Origin of the sequence: Falsiroseomonas sp. HC035, from assembly GCF_050563525.1 — a bacterium.
In the GTDB taxonomy this organism is placed as follows: domain Bacteria; phylum Pseudomonadota; class Alphaproteobacteria; order Acetobacterales; family Acetobacteraceae; genus Falsiroseomonas.
On the sequence record NZ_JBNXUN010000006.1, the window covers coordinates 203,848 to 217,678 of the forward strand.

10 protein-coding genes are annotated in these 13,831 nt (G+C 69.4%); 2 read left to right on the top strand and 8 right to left on the bottom strand.

Annotated elements, in window-relative coordinates; translation table 11 throughout:
* Window positions 1-20: 20 nt before the first annotated feature.
* Window positions 21-932, bottom strand: a complete 912-nt coding sequence (locus tag ACLF3G_RS15260) for a class I SAM-dependent methyltransferase (protein WP_430670243.1) — start codon at window positions 930-932, stop codon at window positions 21-23.
* A gap of 181 nt (window positions 933-1,113) precedes the next feature.
* Between ACLF3G_RS15260 and ACLF3G_RS15265 the strand changes: the two genes are divergently transcribed.
* Window positions 1,114-3,027 (top strand): AI-2E family transporter, encoded by a 1,914-nt coding sequence (locus ACLF3G_RS15265; protein WP_430670244.1) that lies wholly within the window; start codon window positions 1,114-1,116, stop codon window positions 3,025-3,027.
* Here the strand turns inward: ACLF3G_RS15265 and ACLF3G_RS15270 are convergent.
* Both ACLF3G_RS15270 and ACLF3G_RS15275 read right to left on the bottom strand, forming a co-directional pair.
* Window positions 3,012-4,187, bottom strand: coding sequence for a UxaA family hydrolase (locus ACLF3G_RS15270; RefSeq protein WP_430670245.1), 1,176 nt, complete (start codon window positions 4,185-4,187; stop codon window positions 3,012-3,014). The two genes, ACLF3G_RS15265 and ACLF3G_RS15270, sit on opposite strands and share 16 nt — an antisense overlap.
* A gap of 13 nt (window positions 4,188-4,200) precedes the next feature.
* On the bottom strand, window positions 4,201-4,485 hold the full coding sequence (locus tag ACLF3G_RS15275; protein ID WP_168049516.1) for a UxaA family hydrolase: 285 nt from the start codon (window positions 4,483-4,485) through the stop codon (window positions 4,201-4,203).
* A gap of 114 nt (window positions 4,486-4,599) precedes the next feature.
* Here ACLF3G_RS15275 and ACLF3G_RS15280 point away from each other — a divergent pair, with 114 nt between their 5' ends.
* The gene (locus ACLF3G_RS15280; RefSeq protein WP_430670246.1) at window positions 4,600-5,469 is read left to right on the top strand and encodes a branched-chain amino acid aminotransferase; all 870 of its coding nucleotides are present in this window, start codon (window positions 4,600-4,602) and stop codon (window positions 5,467-5,469) included.
* 25 nt (window positions 5,470-5,494) lie between these two features.
* Here the strand turns inward: ACLF3G_RS15280 and ACLF3G_RS15285 are convergent, their stop codons facing one another.
* The 5 genes from ACLF3G_RS15285 to ACLF3G_RS15305 all read right to left on the bottom strand — a co-directional run bounded on the left by ACLF3G_RS15285 (window position 5,495) and on the right by ACLF3G_RS15305 (window position 13,708).
* A complete protein-coding gene (locus ACLF3G_RS15285) occupies window positions 5,495-6,253 on the bottom strand; it encodes a class II aldolase/adducin family protein (protein WP_430670247.1) in 759 nt (252 codons plus the stop codon).
* Window positions 6,254-6,355: 102 nt separating this feature from the next.
* Complete coding sequence (locus tag ACLF3G_RS15290; RefSeq protein WP_430670248.1) at window positions 6,356-6,886, bottom strand: DUF1003 domain-containing protein; 531 nt, start codon at window positions 6,884-6,886, stop codon at window positions 6,356-6,358.
* An 85-nt stretch (window positions 6,887-6,971) separates the two neighbouring features.
* Complete coding sequence (locus ACLF3G_RS15295) at window positions 6,972-9,299, bottom strand: xanthine dehydrogenase family protein molybdopterin-binding subunit (RefSeq protein WP_430670249.1); 2,328 nt, start codon at window positions 9,297-9,299, stop codon at window positions 6,972-6,974.
* Between the two features lie 74 nt (window positions 9,300-9,373).
* Window positions 9,374-12,538, bottom strand: coding sequence for an efflux RND transporter permease subunit (locus ACLF3G_RS15300; RefSeq protein WP_430670250.1), 3,165 nt, complete (start codon window positions 12,536-12,538; stop codon window positions 9,374-9,376).
* Between the two features lie 6 nt (window positions 12,539-12,544).
* The gene (locus tag ACLF3G_RS15305; protein ID WP_430670251.1) at window positions 12,545-13,708 is read right to left on the bottom strand and encodes an efflux RND transporter periplasmic adaptor subunit; all 1,164 of its coding nucleotides are present in this window, start codon (window positions 13,706-13,708) and stop codon (window positions 12,545-12,547) included.
* Window positions 13,709-13,831 lie beyond the last annotated feature (123 nt).

A 13,831-nucleotide genomic window follows, 5' to 3' on the forward strand; every position in this document is an offset into this window, starting at 1 on the left:
GCGAGGGCCGGCGTGGGTGGTCAACCCGGCCGCGCCTCGATCGTCGCGTGGCAGATGCGGTCATCCTCCGGCGCGCGGCCGAGCGCGGAATGCGCGCCACCCGTGGGCACAGGCGGAAGTCGCCAGACCAGCCGACTGTCAGCCTCCGCCCTGAAACCTGCGGCGGCAAAGGCCGCCAGCATCTGCGACAGGCCGAGCCGGTTGCAGTACAGCCCGGCGCGCGCCACGGCCCTGCCCTCCCAGAATTCCGGCGTGAAGGCCAGGTGGCGAAGCCGGCCGCCCAGGTGGTCGTGGAAATCCACCGCATGCTGGCCGAGCCCGCCCGGCGCCGTCACGCGCCGCAGGGCCTGCAGCAGGGGCGCCAGGTCGTCCCGGCGCACATGCTCCAGCGCCACCTCGGAGAACACCAGGTCCACAGAGCCGTCCGGCACCGCGGCCAACGCCTCCGCCCCGCCGACCAGCAGGCGGGCGCCGCAGGCGGCCAGGATTTCGGCCCGGCTGGCGCAGCCGGACAGGTCGGGCGGCACCAGCCCCGCCGCCCGCGCGGCCTCGGCCGCGGCACGATAGGGTGCCAGGTCGCGCGGCGCGGAATCCTCCACATCGAGGTACCAGACAGGCCCGAAGCCGAGCGCCGCCGCCACCGGCGCGCGCAGCACCATCGCCCCCGGCCCGACCTCAAGCACCCCGCGCGGCGGCCGGCCGGCCAGGTCGGCGAAACGCTGTGCGCGGCCGGCGAGTGGCGCCACCAGCCGCGCCGGATCGGCGGCGAAGAAGGAATGCCGGCGCAGCCCGAGGGCGCGCCAGGCGCCCGCCGGCACCGGCAGCGCCCCGAGCACCAGCTTCACCCCGAGCTTCAGCCACCATGGCACCGGCGCTCCGGCGGCATAGGCGGGTGGGGCCGGATGCTCGACGGGATGTGCTGGGACCTGCATGCCCGGGCATCTGCCATCACGCGCGATCCTTGTCCTCCCCGTCGCCGCCAGAAACCTGGCCGGCCGCGATGAAAAGGGCACATAAATGTCGGCGCCGGGCTGCCATGCGTGAACCCGGACCGGTGCGGCGGCGTTCCGGTTCAGTACAGCCGTCCCGCGCGACCCAAGGATCTGAACTTCAATGCCCAAGCTACCGCCCATCGCGGACCGGCGCGTCCGCCCGGCCGGCGTGCCCAAGGATGGCGGGGCGATCGCCCAGGCCGCGCTGGTCGTGGTCGCCGTGCTGTATTTCGCGCGCGAATTGCTGGTACCGCTGGCGCTGGCGGTGCTGCTGTCCTTCGTGCTGGCGCCGATCGCCCGCGCGCTGCGGCGCGTCGGCATCCCGCGCGTCGTCGGCGTGCTGGCGGCCGTGCTGGCGGCGGTGGCCGTCATCGGCATGCTGGGGCTGGTGATGGGGCGCCAGCTCAGCGAGCTCGCCTCCGACATCCCGCTGTACCAGTACGAGCTCAACCGCAAGCTGGCCTCGGTCAACGCCAGCGGCGGCCTGCTGGAACGGGCGCAGGAGATGCTGCGCGGCCTGGCCGATGGAGCCGAGCAGGCCGCGGCGCAGCGGCCGGAGCCAGCGGCCGCCAACGCCGCGCCGCCCCTGCTGGTCGAAGTGCAGGCCCCGCCGCCGCGGCCGTTCGAGCTGCTGCAGAACATCATCGAGCCGCTGCTTCTGCCGCTGGCCACCTTCGGCATCGTCGTCGTGCTGGTGGTCTTCGTGCTGCTGTACCGGGAGGATCTGCGCGATCGCGTGATCCGCCTGGTGGGCGCGGACGACCTGCACCGCACCATGGCGGCGATGGACGACGCGGCCTACCGCCTATCCCGCTTCTTCCTGGCGCAGACCGCGATGAATGCCGCCTATGGCGTGGTCATCACCCTGGCACTGCTGCTGATCGGCGTGCCGCAGCCGGTGCTGTGGGGCATCCTGGCCGGGCTGATGCGCTTCGTGCCCTTCGTCGGCACCATCGTCGCCGTCGCCTTCCCGCTGCTGCTGGCGCTGGCGGTGGAGCCGGGGTGGACCATGCCGCTGCTGGTGCTGGTGCTGTTCGCCGTCAGCGAAGGCTTGATGGGCCATGTGTTCGAGCCGCTGGTCTTCGGCCATTCCACCGGCTTGTCGCCGATCGCGGTCATCGGTGCGGCCACCTTCTGGACCTGGCTCTGGGGGCCGATCGGGCTGATCCTTTCGGTGCCGCTGACGGTGTGCCTGGTGGTACTGGGGCGGCATGTGGAGCGATTCGAGTTCCTGGAAGTGGCACTCGGCGACCGACCTCCGCTCGATCCTCCGGAAACCTTCTACCAGCGTGCCTTGGCCGGCGATGCCGATGCGCTGGGCGAGCAGGCGGACACCATGCTGCGCGACCACCGGCTGTCCGCCTATTACGACGAGGTGGCGCTGCCGGCGCTGGCGCTGGCGCAGGCCGATGCGCTGCGCGGCAGCTTCGCGGAAGAACGCCTGGTGGCGGTGCGCGCCCGCGTCGCCGCACTGGTCGAGGATCTGGAGGAGGAGGTCGAGGACGACCAGGCGCCGCAGAAGCCCCTGGCCGAGCCGGATGGCGACGACGCACCGCCGCCGCCGCCGCCCGATCCGCCGCCGGCACCCGAGGCGCTGGCCCAGCCCGGCGCCGTGATTTGTCTCGCCGGCCGCGGTCCCTTCGACGAGGCCGTGGCGGCGATGCTGGCACAGGTCCTGCGCAAGCGCGGTTTCGGGGCCGTGGCCGCGCCGGCCGAGTTGCTGCGCGGCGGCGACCTGACCGGCTTCGAGCCCTCCAAGGTGCGCCAGGCGTGGCTGTGCACGGTGGAGGGTGGCGGCTCCGCGGCCGCGGCGCGCTACCTGCTGCGCCGCCTCAAGCGCCGCTTCCCGGATGCGGTGACGGCCGCCCTGGTGGTCGGCGCGCCGGAGAACCGCCTGACAGAGGCGCTGCGGGCCGAAGGGGCTGCCGCGGTGGAGTTGGAAGTGGGCAGCGCGGCACGCACCGCGCTGCGGCTACTGCCGGCAGAGGCCGGCACCCAGCAAAGGGTGCCGGCGGACGGTCAGGCGCTTTCGTAGAGCCGCGTCAGGCTGAACTCCCGGTGGCCGAGCAGCTCGGCCGCCGTCAGTTCGCCATCGGCGGTGCGCAGGATGCAGTCCAGCAGCGCTTCCCCGGCCTCGTCCATGTTCATCTGCTTCTGCAGCAGGCCGGTCACGTCGACGTCGATATGCTCGGACATGGTGCGCTGCGTGCGCGGGTTCGCCGTCAGCTTGATGACCGGCAGGATCGGGTTGCCGATGACGTTGCCCTGGCCGGTCGGGAAGGTGTGCACCGCGAAGCCGGAAGCCGCGCACAGCGTCACCATCTCCGCCGCGGCGGAGGAGCTGTCCATGAACCAGAGGCCGGAATGCGTCGGCACCTCGGCCTTGTCCAGCACGCCGTCGACCGTGCACTTCTTGCCGATCTTGGTGATGTTGCCGAGCGCCTTTTCCTCGATGGTGGTGAGCCCCCCCTCGATGTTGCCCTTGGTCGGCTGGCTGTCGGACAGGTCGCTGGTCTTGTTCGCTTCCACCACGCGCTGGTAGCGGTCGAACATCGCCTGGAACTGTTCGCGGATCTCGGGCGTCTTGCAGCGCGCGGCCACCAGGTGCTCGCCGCCGGTCAGTTCCGTCGTCTCGCCGAAGACCAGCGTATTCCCGTTGGCCCAGAGCTTGTCATAGGAATTGCCGACGGTGGGGCAGGAGGCGAGGCCGGAGGTGGTGTCGCTTTCGCCACACTTGGTGGACACCCACAGCTCCACCAGCGGCGCCTTGGACTTCTTCAGCTTCGACGCGTGCTTGACCAGCCGGTAGGCGGCGCGGGAGGCGCTGGCGATGGTGTTGATGTCGCCATTCTGCTCGATCGCGAAACCCTCGACCGGCTTGCCGGACTTGGCGATGCCCTCGACGATCTTGCCAGTCCAGCCGGGCTCGATGCCGATGACGATGACGCCGGCGACGTTCGGGTTGGTCCCGGTGCCGATCAATGTACGAAAGTGCAGGTCGAGGTCGGCGCCGAATTGCAGGCGGCCATAGGCGTGCGGGATGGCCAGCGCACCCTTGATGTTGTTGGCGACGGCTTCCGCCGCGGCGTTGGACAGGTCGTCCACCGGCAGGATGATGACGTGGTTGCGCACGCCCATGCGGCCGTTTTCGCGGCGCCAGCCTTCAAAGGCGGCGTCCCTCAGGTTGATACCCATCGGTCGCGTTCCCTTACCAGCGCTTCGTCTTGACGTTGTGCACGTGCAGATGCTCACCGGCGCCGATATCGGCGACCGCGCGGCCGATATCCGTGCCGTACTTCATGATGGTGTCGCCCTTGGCGATGGACCTGATCGCCAGCTTGTGGCCGATCGGGATGTCCGACTTCGAGTCGAACTCCATCATCTTGTCCTGGTCCATGATCCAGCCATTGAGCCTGGTGCCAGCCTTGAGGCCTTCCACCACCACCACGCCCACACTGTCGCCTTCGTCATGGACGACGAAATGGATTTGCATCGGTCCCCCCGGGTTAGCTTCGCGGGCGCAGCCTAGGCGCGCGCGGCGCCCCCTTCAACCATGCCCCCGGACGTGGCAAAGCTGCCCGGCGCACATCGGGAAGGAAAAACCGCAATGGCGGGCGTCTATTGGTATGCCGGCACCTGGTCGACCGAGGAGCCGAAGATCATCGGGCCGATGGACCACTGCTTCTGGCTCGGCAGCGTGATCTTCGACGGCGGCCGGTCCTTCCAGGGCATCGCGCCGGACCTCGACCTGCATTGTGCGCGCGCCGTGCAGTCTGCCCGCAACATGCTCATGAAGCCGACCCGCACGCCGGCCGAGATCGAGGAACTGTGCCGCGAGGGTATCCGCCGCATGGGGCCGGAGGCGGAGCTGTATATCCGCCCGATGTTCTTCGTCCGCCGCGGCCTGGGGGCAGCGCGGCCCGACCCGGACAGCACGGATTTCATCCTGGCGATCTATGACGCTCCGTTGCCGCCCTACAAGGGATTCTCGGCCTGCCTGGCGCCGCAGCGCCGGCCGGCGCCGGACCAGGCGCCGACCGATGCCAAGGCGGCCGCGCTGTATCCCAACGGCTCCCGCGCCGCGTCGTTTGCGAATGACAAGGGCTTCGAGGCCGCGGTGATCTGCGACCCGATCGGCAACGTCGCGGAGTTCGCCCATGCCAACCTGATGTTCGCCAAGGACGGCAAGGTGGTGACGCCGGCGCCGAACGGTACCTTCCTGGCCGGCATCACCCGCCTGCGCGTCATTACCCTGCTGCGTGAGGCCGGCGTGACGGTGGAGGAACGCGCCGTGAAGCCGGAGGAGCTGGACACGGCGGACGAGATCTTCTCGACCGGCAACTACGGCAAGGTGCTGCCATGCTCCAACTGGCAGGGCCGCGACATGCAGCCGGGGCCCTTGGCGCAGAAGGCGCGCACCCTGTACTTCGACTGGGCGGCGGAGACCTGGCGCATCCTGCCGAAGGTCGCCGCCTGAACCGCGCGCAAGGGACGGTGTCTGACTACCGCCGGTAGTCAGCGCCGTCCCGGTCGATGCGGCGCAGCAGCGCTTCCCATTGCCGCTGGCCGTAATCCGGCGTGGCCCGTAGCGCCTTCATGCGCCTGGCGGCACGCTCGATGATGTGCGGCTCGATCAGCACCGGCGGCTCGTCCAGCGTGCGGGCAATCAGTTCCACTTCGCAGGCGCGCTCCAGCATGTACAGGCGCTTGAGGGTAGAGGGGATGGTGGGCCCGGCGGCCAGGAGGCCGTGGTTGTGCAGCACCAGGCAGCCGCCCTGCTTCGCGCTCTCGCCCAGCGCCTCGCACTCCTCGGCGGAGGTCGGAATGCCGTAGGGGTGATAGACCACGTCGTCCAGCACCTCCATCGCATCCTGGCTGATCGGGCGCAGGCCCTGCTTCAGCACGGAGATGCCGGCGCCGGCCCGGGTGTGCGAATGCATCACGCAGGCGACATCCGGGCAGGCCTTGTAGATGCCGCTGTGGATGGTGAAGCCGGCCGCGTTGTAGCGCGTGCCGCCGCCCAGCACCTGTCCCTCCAGGTCCATCTTCACGAGGCTGGAGGCGGTGATCTCGTCGAACATGTCGCCGTAGTTGTTGATGAGGAAGGTGCCGGGCTGGCCCGGGACGCGGAGCGACATGTGCGTCTCCAGCAGGTCCGTCCAGCCGAGGTGCTGCACGACATGGTAGAGTGCGGCGAGGTCGCAGCGCGCCTGCCACTCGGCCTCGGACATGCTGGGTTCGGCTTGGCGGATGGCGGACATCGGGGCGTTTTCCTTGGACCGTGCGGTGCGCCTCTGCCGGGCCAGCTTGCCGCGATGCGGGCAGCCTAGACCCGATGCACGGCGGGGCGAAAGCGCGTCCCGCTATCCCGCCTTCGGCTGCCGGGCCTCGAGTTCGTCCAGCACCGCCTCCGGTGCCACGTCCTGCTGGATTTCCTCAAGGTCCGGATCCGCCCGGGCCGGCACACCGGCGCGCTCGGCCAGCGCCGTCACCAGCTCCACCAGCCGGGTCAGTTCATGCTCGGTCAGCAGGCTGATGTGCAGATCGAGGTCCGCGCGCTTGTCGGCCGCGGCGGCCATGCGGTTCTGGCTGATCAGCACGAAGGTGGACAGGAAGATCGCCTCCACCGAGGCGACCATCGCCAGCACCACGAAGGAGGGATCGAAGCGCGGCAGGCCGGGGACCAGGCCGAGATTGACCAGTACCCAGGCACCGAACAGCAGCAGGTGCAGATAGACGAAGCGCATGCTGCCGGTGAAGCGGGTGATGGCCTCGGCGATGCGTGTCTCGGAGGAGGCGGCGGCCGCTTCCTGCCGCCGGCGCTCGTGCAGCGCCTCGATGTTGCGGCGGAGGGCGCTGTTCAGCGGGCGCGAGGGCGGGACGGTGGGCGTCATCAAGGGCGATGACGCAGCCGGTGGGGGGCAGGTTCCCCGCCCCCTCATCCAGCCCTCCCCCGTTAAGGGGAGGGAGAGCCCGGTGTCAGGCGGCCTTGGCGGTCGCCAGGGCCTTCCAGACGATCTCCGGCGTCGCCGGCATGTCGATGTGCGTCACGCCGGAACCCGACAGCGCATCGACCAGCGCGTTGATCGCGGCGGGCGGGGAGCCCACGGCCCCGGCCTCGCCGGCGCCCTTCACACCCATCGGGTTGGTCTCGCAGGTCACCTCGATCAGGTCGACGTCGATGTCCGGCAGATCCTCCGCCCGCGGCAGGCAGTAGTCCATGAAGGACGCGGACAGCAGCTGGCCGGAGCCGTTGTCGTAGGCGGTGCGCTCATGCAGCGCCTGCCCGATGCCCTGCGCCACGCCACCATGCACCTGGCCGCGCACGATCAGCGGGTTCAGCGCATGGCCGACATCGTCGACCACGATGTAGCGCGGCACGGTGACGATGCCGGTCTCGGGATCGACCTCCACCTCCGCCACGTGGCAGCCATTCGGGAAGGTGTGGAACTCGATGTTCGCCGTCTCCATCGTGTCCAGCAGGATGGCGGAGGCGCCGGAGGCGACGCGGCGGCGCTGTTCCGCGGCGAGGTCCAGGATGCCGACGCCACGGTCCGTGCCCGCGACCTCGAAGCGCCCCGCCGCGGAGACGAACTCGATGTCGGCGGCGGAGGTCTCAAGCTGCTCGGCCGCGACCTGCTTGCCCTTCTCGATGACGCTGGCGGTGGTCACCAGGATGGCCTGGCCTTCCGAGTACAGGCTGCGCGCGCCACCGGTGCCGCCGCCGGAGGGCAGGGTTTCGCTGTCGCCCTGCTTCACGCGGATCTTCTCGATCGGGATGCCGAGCTCGTGGCTGGTCATCATGGAATAGGCGGTCTCGTGGCCCTGGCCGGTGGATTGCGTGCCGACATAGACATCGACGAAGCCGTCATCGGCGAAGACCACCTTGGCATTCTCCGTGGCGGCACCGCCGGTGGCTTCCAGGTAGTAGGCAAGGCCGATGCCGCGCTGCTTGCCACGGCGCGCGGCCTCGGCACGGCGGGTCGGAAAGCCGTCCCAGTCGATCTTCGCCAGGGCTGCATCCATGAGCTGCGAAAAATCGCCGCTGTCGTAGCGCTGGCCCATGGCGGTGGTGAAGGGCATCGCCGTCTTGCTGACCATGTTGCGACGGCGCAACTCGATGCGGTCGATCTTCAACTCGCGCGCGGCGGCGTCGATCAGCCGTTCCACCAGGTAGTTGCTCTCGGGCCGGCCGGCGCCGCGATAGGCATCGACAGGCACGGTGTTGGTCAGCACGCCGATGACGTTGGCGTGGATCGCCTCGAATCCATAGACGCTGGCCAGCACCTTGGTGCCGGCGCCGGTCGGGATGAAGGGCGCGAAGGTGGAGAGGTAGGCGCCCATGCCGGCATAGTTGCGCGTCCGCAGCGCCAGAAATTTGCCCTGTGCATCCGTGGCGAGCTCACCGAGCGTGATGTTGTCGCGGCCGTGGGTGTCGGACAAAAAGGCCTCGCTGCGGTCGCTGGCCCAGCGCACCGGGCGTCCGACCTGACGGGCGGCGAAGCAGACCAGCACGTGTTCCGGGTAAAGGAACAGCTTCATGCCGAAGCCGCCGCCGACATCCGGCGTCACCACGCGGACATTTTCGGGCGCGATCTTGAAGATCGGGTCGGCCAGCAGGCCCTTCAGCAGCCACGAGCCCTGGGTGTTGGTATGCAGGGTCAGCTTGCCGTCCTGCCAGCCGGCGACGGCGGCGCGGGCTTCCATGCTGTTCACGACGACGCGGTTGTTCACCACGGTCAGGCGGGTGACATGGGCGGCACGGGCAAAGGCGGCGTCGGCCTTGGCCTTGTCGCCGGCTTCCCAATCGAAGCAGATGTTGTTGGCAGTGTCCGGCCAGACCTGCGGGTGGCCGGGCTGGAAGGCCACGGCCAGGTCGGTGACGGCCGGCAGTTCCTCATAATCCACCATCACCGCTTCGGCGCCGTCGCGAGCCGCCTGGGCGGTTTCGGCGACGATGAAGGCGACCGGGTCGCCGACATGGCGCACCACCCCATCGGCGAGCGCCGGGCGGGGGGTGTTGGCGCGGGGCGAGCCATCGCGGTTCTTCAGCGGGATCAGGCAGGGCAGGTCGCCGATGCCGGCGGCCTTCAGGTCGGCAGCGGTGACCACGGCCAGCACGCCCGGCACCGCCTTGGCGGCGCTGGTGTCGATGCTGGTGATGCGGGCATGGGCCTGGGGGCTGCGCAGCACGATGCCGTAGGCCTGGCCGGCCATGGCGATGTCGTCCGTGTACTGGCCCCGGCCGGTCAGAAGCCGGGGGTCCTCGACCCGCCGCACCGACTGGCTCACTCCGAATTTCGCCATGGCGTCAGACCCTCCGCTGGTTTGGCCTAGTATCTGCTGCCGAACCGCCCCGCGTGAAGGGGGGTTCGGGTCACTCATTCGGCGGCGGCGGGGGGTGGCGGCGCCACCGCCCTGGGGCCGAAGCGGTCCTTCACCTTCTCCCGCATCGTCTGGAACACGACATACAGCATCGGGGTGATGAAGATGCCGACCAGCGAGGCTGCGATCATCCCGCCGAACACCGGCGTGCCAACCGCGCGGCGGGAGGCACTGGCGGCGCCGGAGGCGATCACAAGCGGCACCAGGCCCAGGATGAAGGCGAAGGAGGTCATGATGACGGCCCGGAAGCGCAGCCGCGCGCCCATGATCGCCGCCTCGCGGATCGGCAGCCCGGCCTCCCGTTTCTCCTTGGCGAATTCAACGATCAGGATGCCGTTCTTGGCGGCAAGCGCGATCAGCACCACCAGCCCGACCTGGGCGTAGACATCGAGCGACAGCCCGGCCAGCACGATGGCGCCGAAGGACCCGAGCGCGCCGACGGATATGGACAGCAGCACCGGGATCGGGATCACCCAGCTTTCGTACAGCGCCACCAGGAACAGGTAGGCGAACAGCAGGGCCAGCGCCATGATGATGCCGGTCTGGCCGCTCGCCTGCTTTTCCTGGAACGCCGTGCCGGTCCATTCATAGCCGTAGCCCTGCGGCAGCGCGGTTTCCGAAAGCTGCTCCATCGCTGCCAGCGCATCGCCGGAGGATACGCCCGGCCGCGGCGAGCCGCCGATGCGCACGGAGCGCACGTTGTTGTAGCGGTTGATGGTCTGCGGACCGAGCACGATGCGCACATCCGCGACGGAACGCAGCGGCACCATCTCTCCGGCGCTGTTCCGCACGTGGATGCGCCACAGGTCGGGGATGTCGTCGCGATCCGTCGCCTCGCCCTGGATGTTCACCTGCCAGGACCGGCCGTAGATGTTGAAGTCGTTGACGTAGAAGCCGCCCAGCGTGGTCTGCAGCGCATTGAAGATGTCGCTGATGCGGATACCCAGCGCCTGCGCCTTGTCGCGGTCCACGTCCAGGAACAGCGACGGCGTGTTGGCGGTGAAGGTGGAGAACACCGCCGTCAGCCGCGGGTCCTGGTTCGCCGCCGCCGCCAGGCCCTGCATGGCACTCGCCATTTCCTCCGGCGGGCGACCCTCCAGGTTCTGCATCTGGTACTCGAAGCCGCCGCCGGTGCCCAACCCGATGATCGGCGGGATGTTGAAGGCGAAGGTGTTGGCGGCACGGATCTGCTGCGTCGCGCCGAACACCGTGCCGATGGCGGAGAAGACGCTTTCCTGCACCGTCGTCCGATCCTCGAACGGCTTCATCCGCACCACGATGAAGGCGGCGTTGGATTGCGAGCCGCCATCGATCAGGCTGAAGCCGACAATCGCCAGCACGCGGTCCACGCCAGGCACCGGGGCGATGATCGCCTCCGCCTGTTCCACCGCGGCGCGGGTGCGGGACAGGCTGGCGCCGGCCGGCAACTGCATCTGCACGAAGAAGGCGCCCTGGTCCTCCGCCGGCAGGAAGCCCTGCGGCGTGCGGTTCGCCAGGAACAGGATTCCGCCGGCGGAGACCGCGACCAGCAGCAGCGACAGGATGGAAAACCGCACCAGCCGGGCGACGATGTTGCCGTAGCGGTCACGCACCCAGTCGATCGCCCGCATCACCCGCGCCAGGATGCCCTTGCGCGGCCCGTGGCCGGGCGGGTGCGGCCGCAGGAACATGGCGCAGAGCGCGGGCGACAGCGTCAGCGCGTTGAACGCCGAGATGATCATGGCGACCGAGACGGTGACGGCAAACTGGCTGAACAGCACGCCCGACAGGCCCGGGATGAAGCCCACCGGCACGAACACCGACAGCAGCACCAGGGTGATGGCGATGATCGGCGCGGTGATTTCCCGCATCGCCTTCTTGGTCGCCTCGGCGGGAGTCAGATGCGGTTCTTCCGACATCACCCGCTCGACATTCTCCACCACCACGATGGCGTCGTCGACGACGATGCCGATGGCCAGGACCATGGCCAGCAAGGTCACGGTGTTGGCGGAGAAGCCCAGCAGCAGCAGCGCGGCGAAGGTGCCGATCAGGCTGACCGGCACGGCGATGACCGGGATGATGGTGGCACGGAAGCTGCCGAGGAACAGCAGCACCACGACCACCACCAGGATGAAGGCCTCGATCAGGGTGACGATGACCTCGTAGATGGTATCCACGACGAAGGTGGAGGTGTCGTAGAACACCTGGGTCTGCATGCCCTCGGGGAAGCGCCGCGACATGTCGGATAGCACGCTGGCCAGGTTGCCGGCGGCGGAGACGGCGTTCGCGCCGGGCGAGAGGTAGGTGGCGATGGTCACCGCCGGGCGGCCGTTCAGCCGACTTTCCTGGTCGATGCGCGCCGCACCCAACTCCACCCGCGCCACGTCGCGCAGCCGCAGCAGGGAGCCCTCGGGGTTCGCGCGGATGACGATGTTGCCGAACTCCTCCGGCGTCGTCAGGCGGCCCTGGGTCTGGATGTTGATCTGGTACTGCTGGTCGTCGGAGATCGGCTGCGCGCCGATACGACCGACCGCCGCCTGCACGTTCTGCGACTGGATGGCGGCGATCACGTCGGCCGGCGTCAGGTTCAGGCTGATCAGCCGGTCCAGCTCGAACCAGATGCGCATGGAATAGTCGCGTGCGCCAAAGATCTGCGCCTGGCCGATGCCGGGCGTGCGCGCCAGCCGGTCCAGCATGTTGATGGTGACGTAGTTGGAGATGAACAGCGCGTCGTGGTCCGGGTTGTCGGAGGTCACGGCGATGAACTGCAGCACGGCGGAGGATTGCTTGCGCACCGTCACGCCGGCGCGCTGCACTTCCTGCGGCAATCGCGCCAGCGCGGACTGCACGCGGTTGTTGACGTTGACGGTGGCGATGTCCGGGTTGGTGCCCAGCGCGAAGGAGACGGACAGGTTGTAGCTGCCGTCATTGGCACTGTTGGAGGACATGTAGATCATGCCCTCCACGCCGTTGACCGCGCTTTCGATCACCTGCGCCACGGTCGATTCGACAACGGCGGCGGAGGCGCCGCCATAGCTGGTGGTGACGGAAACCTGCGGCGGCACGATGTCCGGGAACTGCGCAACGGGAATGCGCAGCATCGCCAAGCCACCGGCCAAGGTCAGCAGGATGGAGAGCACGATCGCCAGCCGTGGGCGATCGACGAAGACGGCGGAGATCATGCGCGGTCAGCCCTGACGGCCAGCGGGGGTACCGGCGGGCGTTCCGGCGGGGGAAGCCGGCGCGCGCATCGGCGCGGTGGCCGGGCCGGGCTGCACCGCCTGGCCGGGGCGGACGCGCTGCACGCCCTCCACCACCACGGTCTCCCCGGCTTCCAGCCCGGTCTCCACCACCACCTGGTCCTCGATGCTGCGGCCCAGGGTCAGCGGGCGGCGCTGCGGCTTGTTCTCGCCGTCCAGCACCCAGACGTAGTTGCCCTGCTGGTCCTGCAACACGGCGCTGCGCGGAATCACCACCGCCTGCACCGGCTCGGCACCCTCGACGAAGACGTTGACGAACATGCCGTCGATCAACTCGCGGTCGATGCTGCCATCGCTGTTGCCGGCACCGTTCGCGGCGCGCGGCGGGTTCGGGATCAACGCGCGGACCAGCAGCGTGTCGGTGTTGCGGTCCACCTGCGGGTCGATGAACTCGATGCGGCCGGCCTGGCCATAGGTCTGGCCCGTCACAAGCCGGATGCGCACGCGCGTGGCATCGGCGCCGCCGCGGGTCGCGTAGCGGTCCCGCAACTCGCTGCCGGTGCGCAGGTTCACGGGAAAGGACACGCGCATCGGGTCCTGGCTGACGACGGTCGCCAGCGGCTCGCTCGTCGGGCCGACCACGGCGCCGACCGAGAAGGTGGAACGGCCGACCTTGCCGGCGAAGGGTGCCGTGATCTCGGTGTAGCCGAGGCTGATCTCCGCCACGCGCAACTGCGCCTGGGCGCCCAACAGGTTGGCCTGGGCGGTGCGCTGGGCGGCGGTCGCTTCCTCCACCCGAACCTGCGTGCCGGCCTGGCTGCGCACCAGGTCGCGGGCGCGGGCCAGTGCACTGTTGGCGTTCTGCAACTCGGCCTCGGCGGAGGCGACGGTGGCGCGGGCGCGCGCCACCTCCGCCTCGAAGGGCGCGCGTTCGAGGCGGAACAGCACCTGGCCCTCGGTCACCTCCTGGCCTTCCCGGAACGGGCGTTCCTGCAGGAAGCCGGTGATGCGGGCGCGCAGGTCGACCCGGTTCTGCGCCTCAACCCGCCCGACGAATTCGGTGCGTTCCGTCACCGGCCGGCGTTCCACCGCCAGTACGCCGACCGCGGGCGGCCCCTGTGGGCCGAACTGCGCCTGCACCGGTGGCGCCATGACCAAGGCCACACAACCGAAAATGGCCGCACGAAGCGCGGCCGGGACCCGAGACAGCATGGGAAGGCATCCAAGATTTGGAGGCAGCCAAACCTATCCCGACTTGCCGCGTCAAGTTTCCTG

Coding starts and splice junctions, on each gene's coding strand:
- ACLF3G_RS15260 (WP_430670243.1), bottom strand. CDS start 932: ATGCAGGTCCCAGCACATCCCGTCGAGCATCCGGCCCCACCCGCCTAT.
- ACLF3G_RS15265 (WP_430670244.1), top strand. CDS start 1,114: ATGCCCAAGCTACCGCCCATCGCGGACCGGCGCGTCCGCCCGGCCGGC.
- ACLF3G_RS15270 (WP_430670245.1), bottom strand. CDS start 4,187: ATGGGTATCAACCTGAGGGACGCCGCCTTTGAAGGCTGGCGCCGCGAA.
- ACLF3G_RS15275 (WP_168049516.1), bottom strand. CDS start 4,485: ATGCAAATCCATTTCGTCGTCCATGACGAAGGCGACAGTGTGGGCGTG.
- ACLF3G_RS15280 (WP_430670246.1), top strand. CDS start 4,600: ATGGCGGGCGTCTATTGGTATGCCGGCACCTGGTCGACCGAGGAGCCG.
- ACLF3G_RS15285 (WP_430670247.1), bottom strand. CDS start 6,253: ATGTCCGCCATCCGCCAAGCCGAACCCAGCATGTCCGAGGCCGAGTGG.
- ACLF3G_RS15290 (WP_430670248.1), bottom strand. CDS start 6,886: ATGACGCCCACCGTCCCGCCCTCGCGCCCGCTGAACAGCGCCCTCCGC.
- ACLF3G_RS15295 (WP_430670249.1), bottom strand. CDS start 9,299: ATGGCGAAATTCGGAGTGAGCCAGTCGGTGCGGCGGGTCGAGGACCCC.
- ACLF3G_RS15300 (WP_430670250.1), bottom strand. CDS start 12,538: ATGATCTCCGCCGTCTTCGTCGATCGCCCACGGCTGGCGATCGTGCTC.
- ACLF3G_RS15305 (WP_430670251.1), bottom strand. CDS start 13,708: ATGGCGCCACCGGTGCAGGCGCAGTTCGGCCCACAGGGGCCGCCCGCG.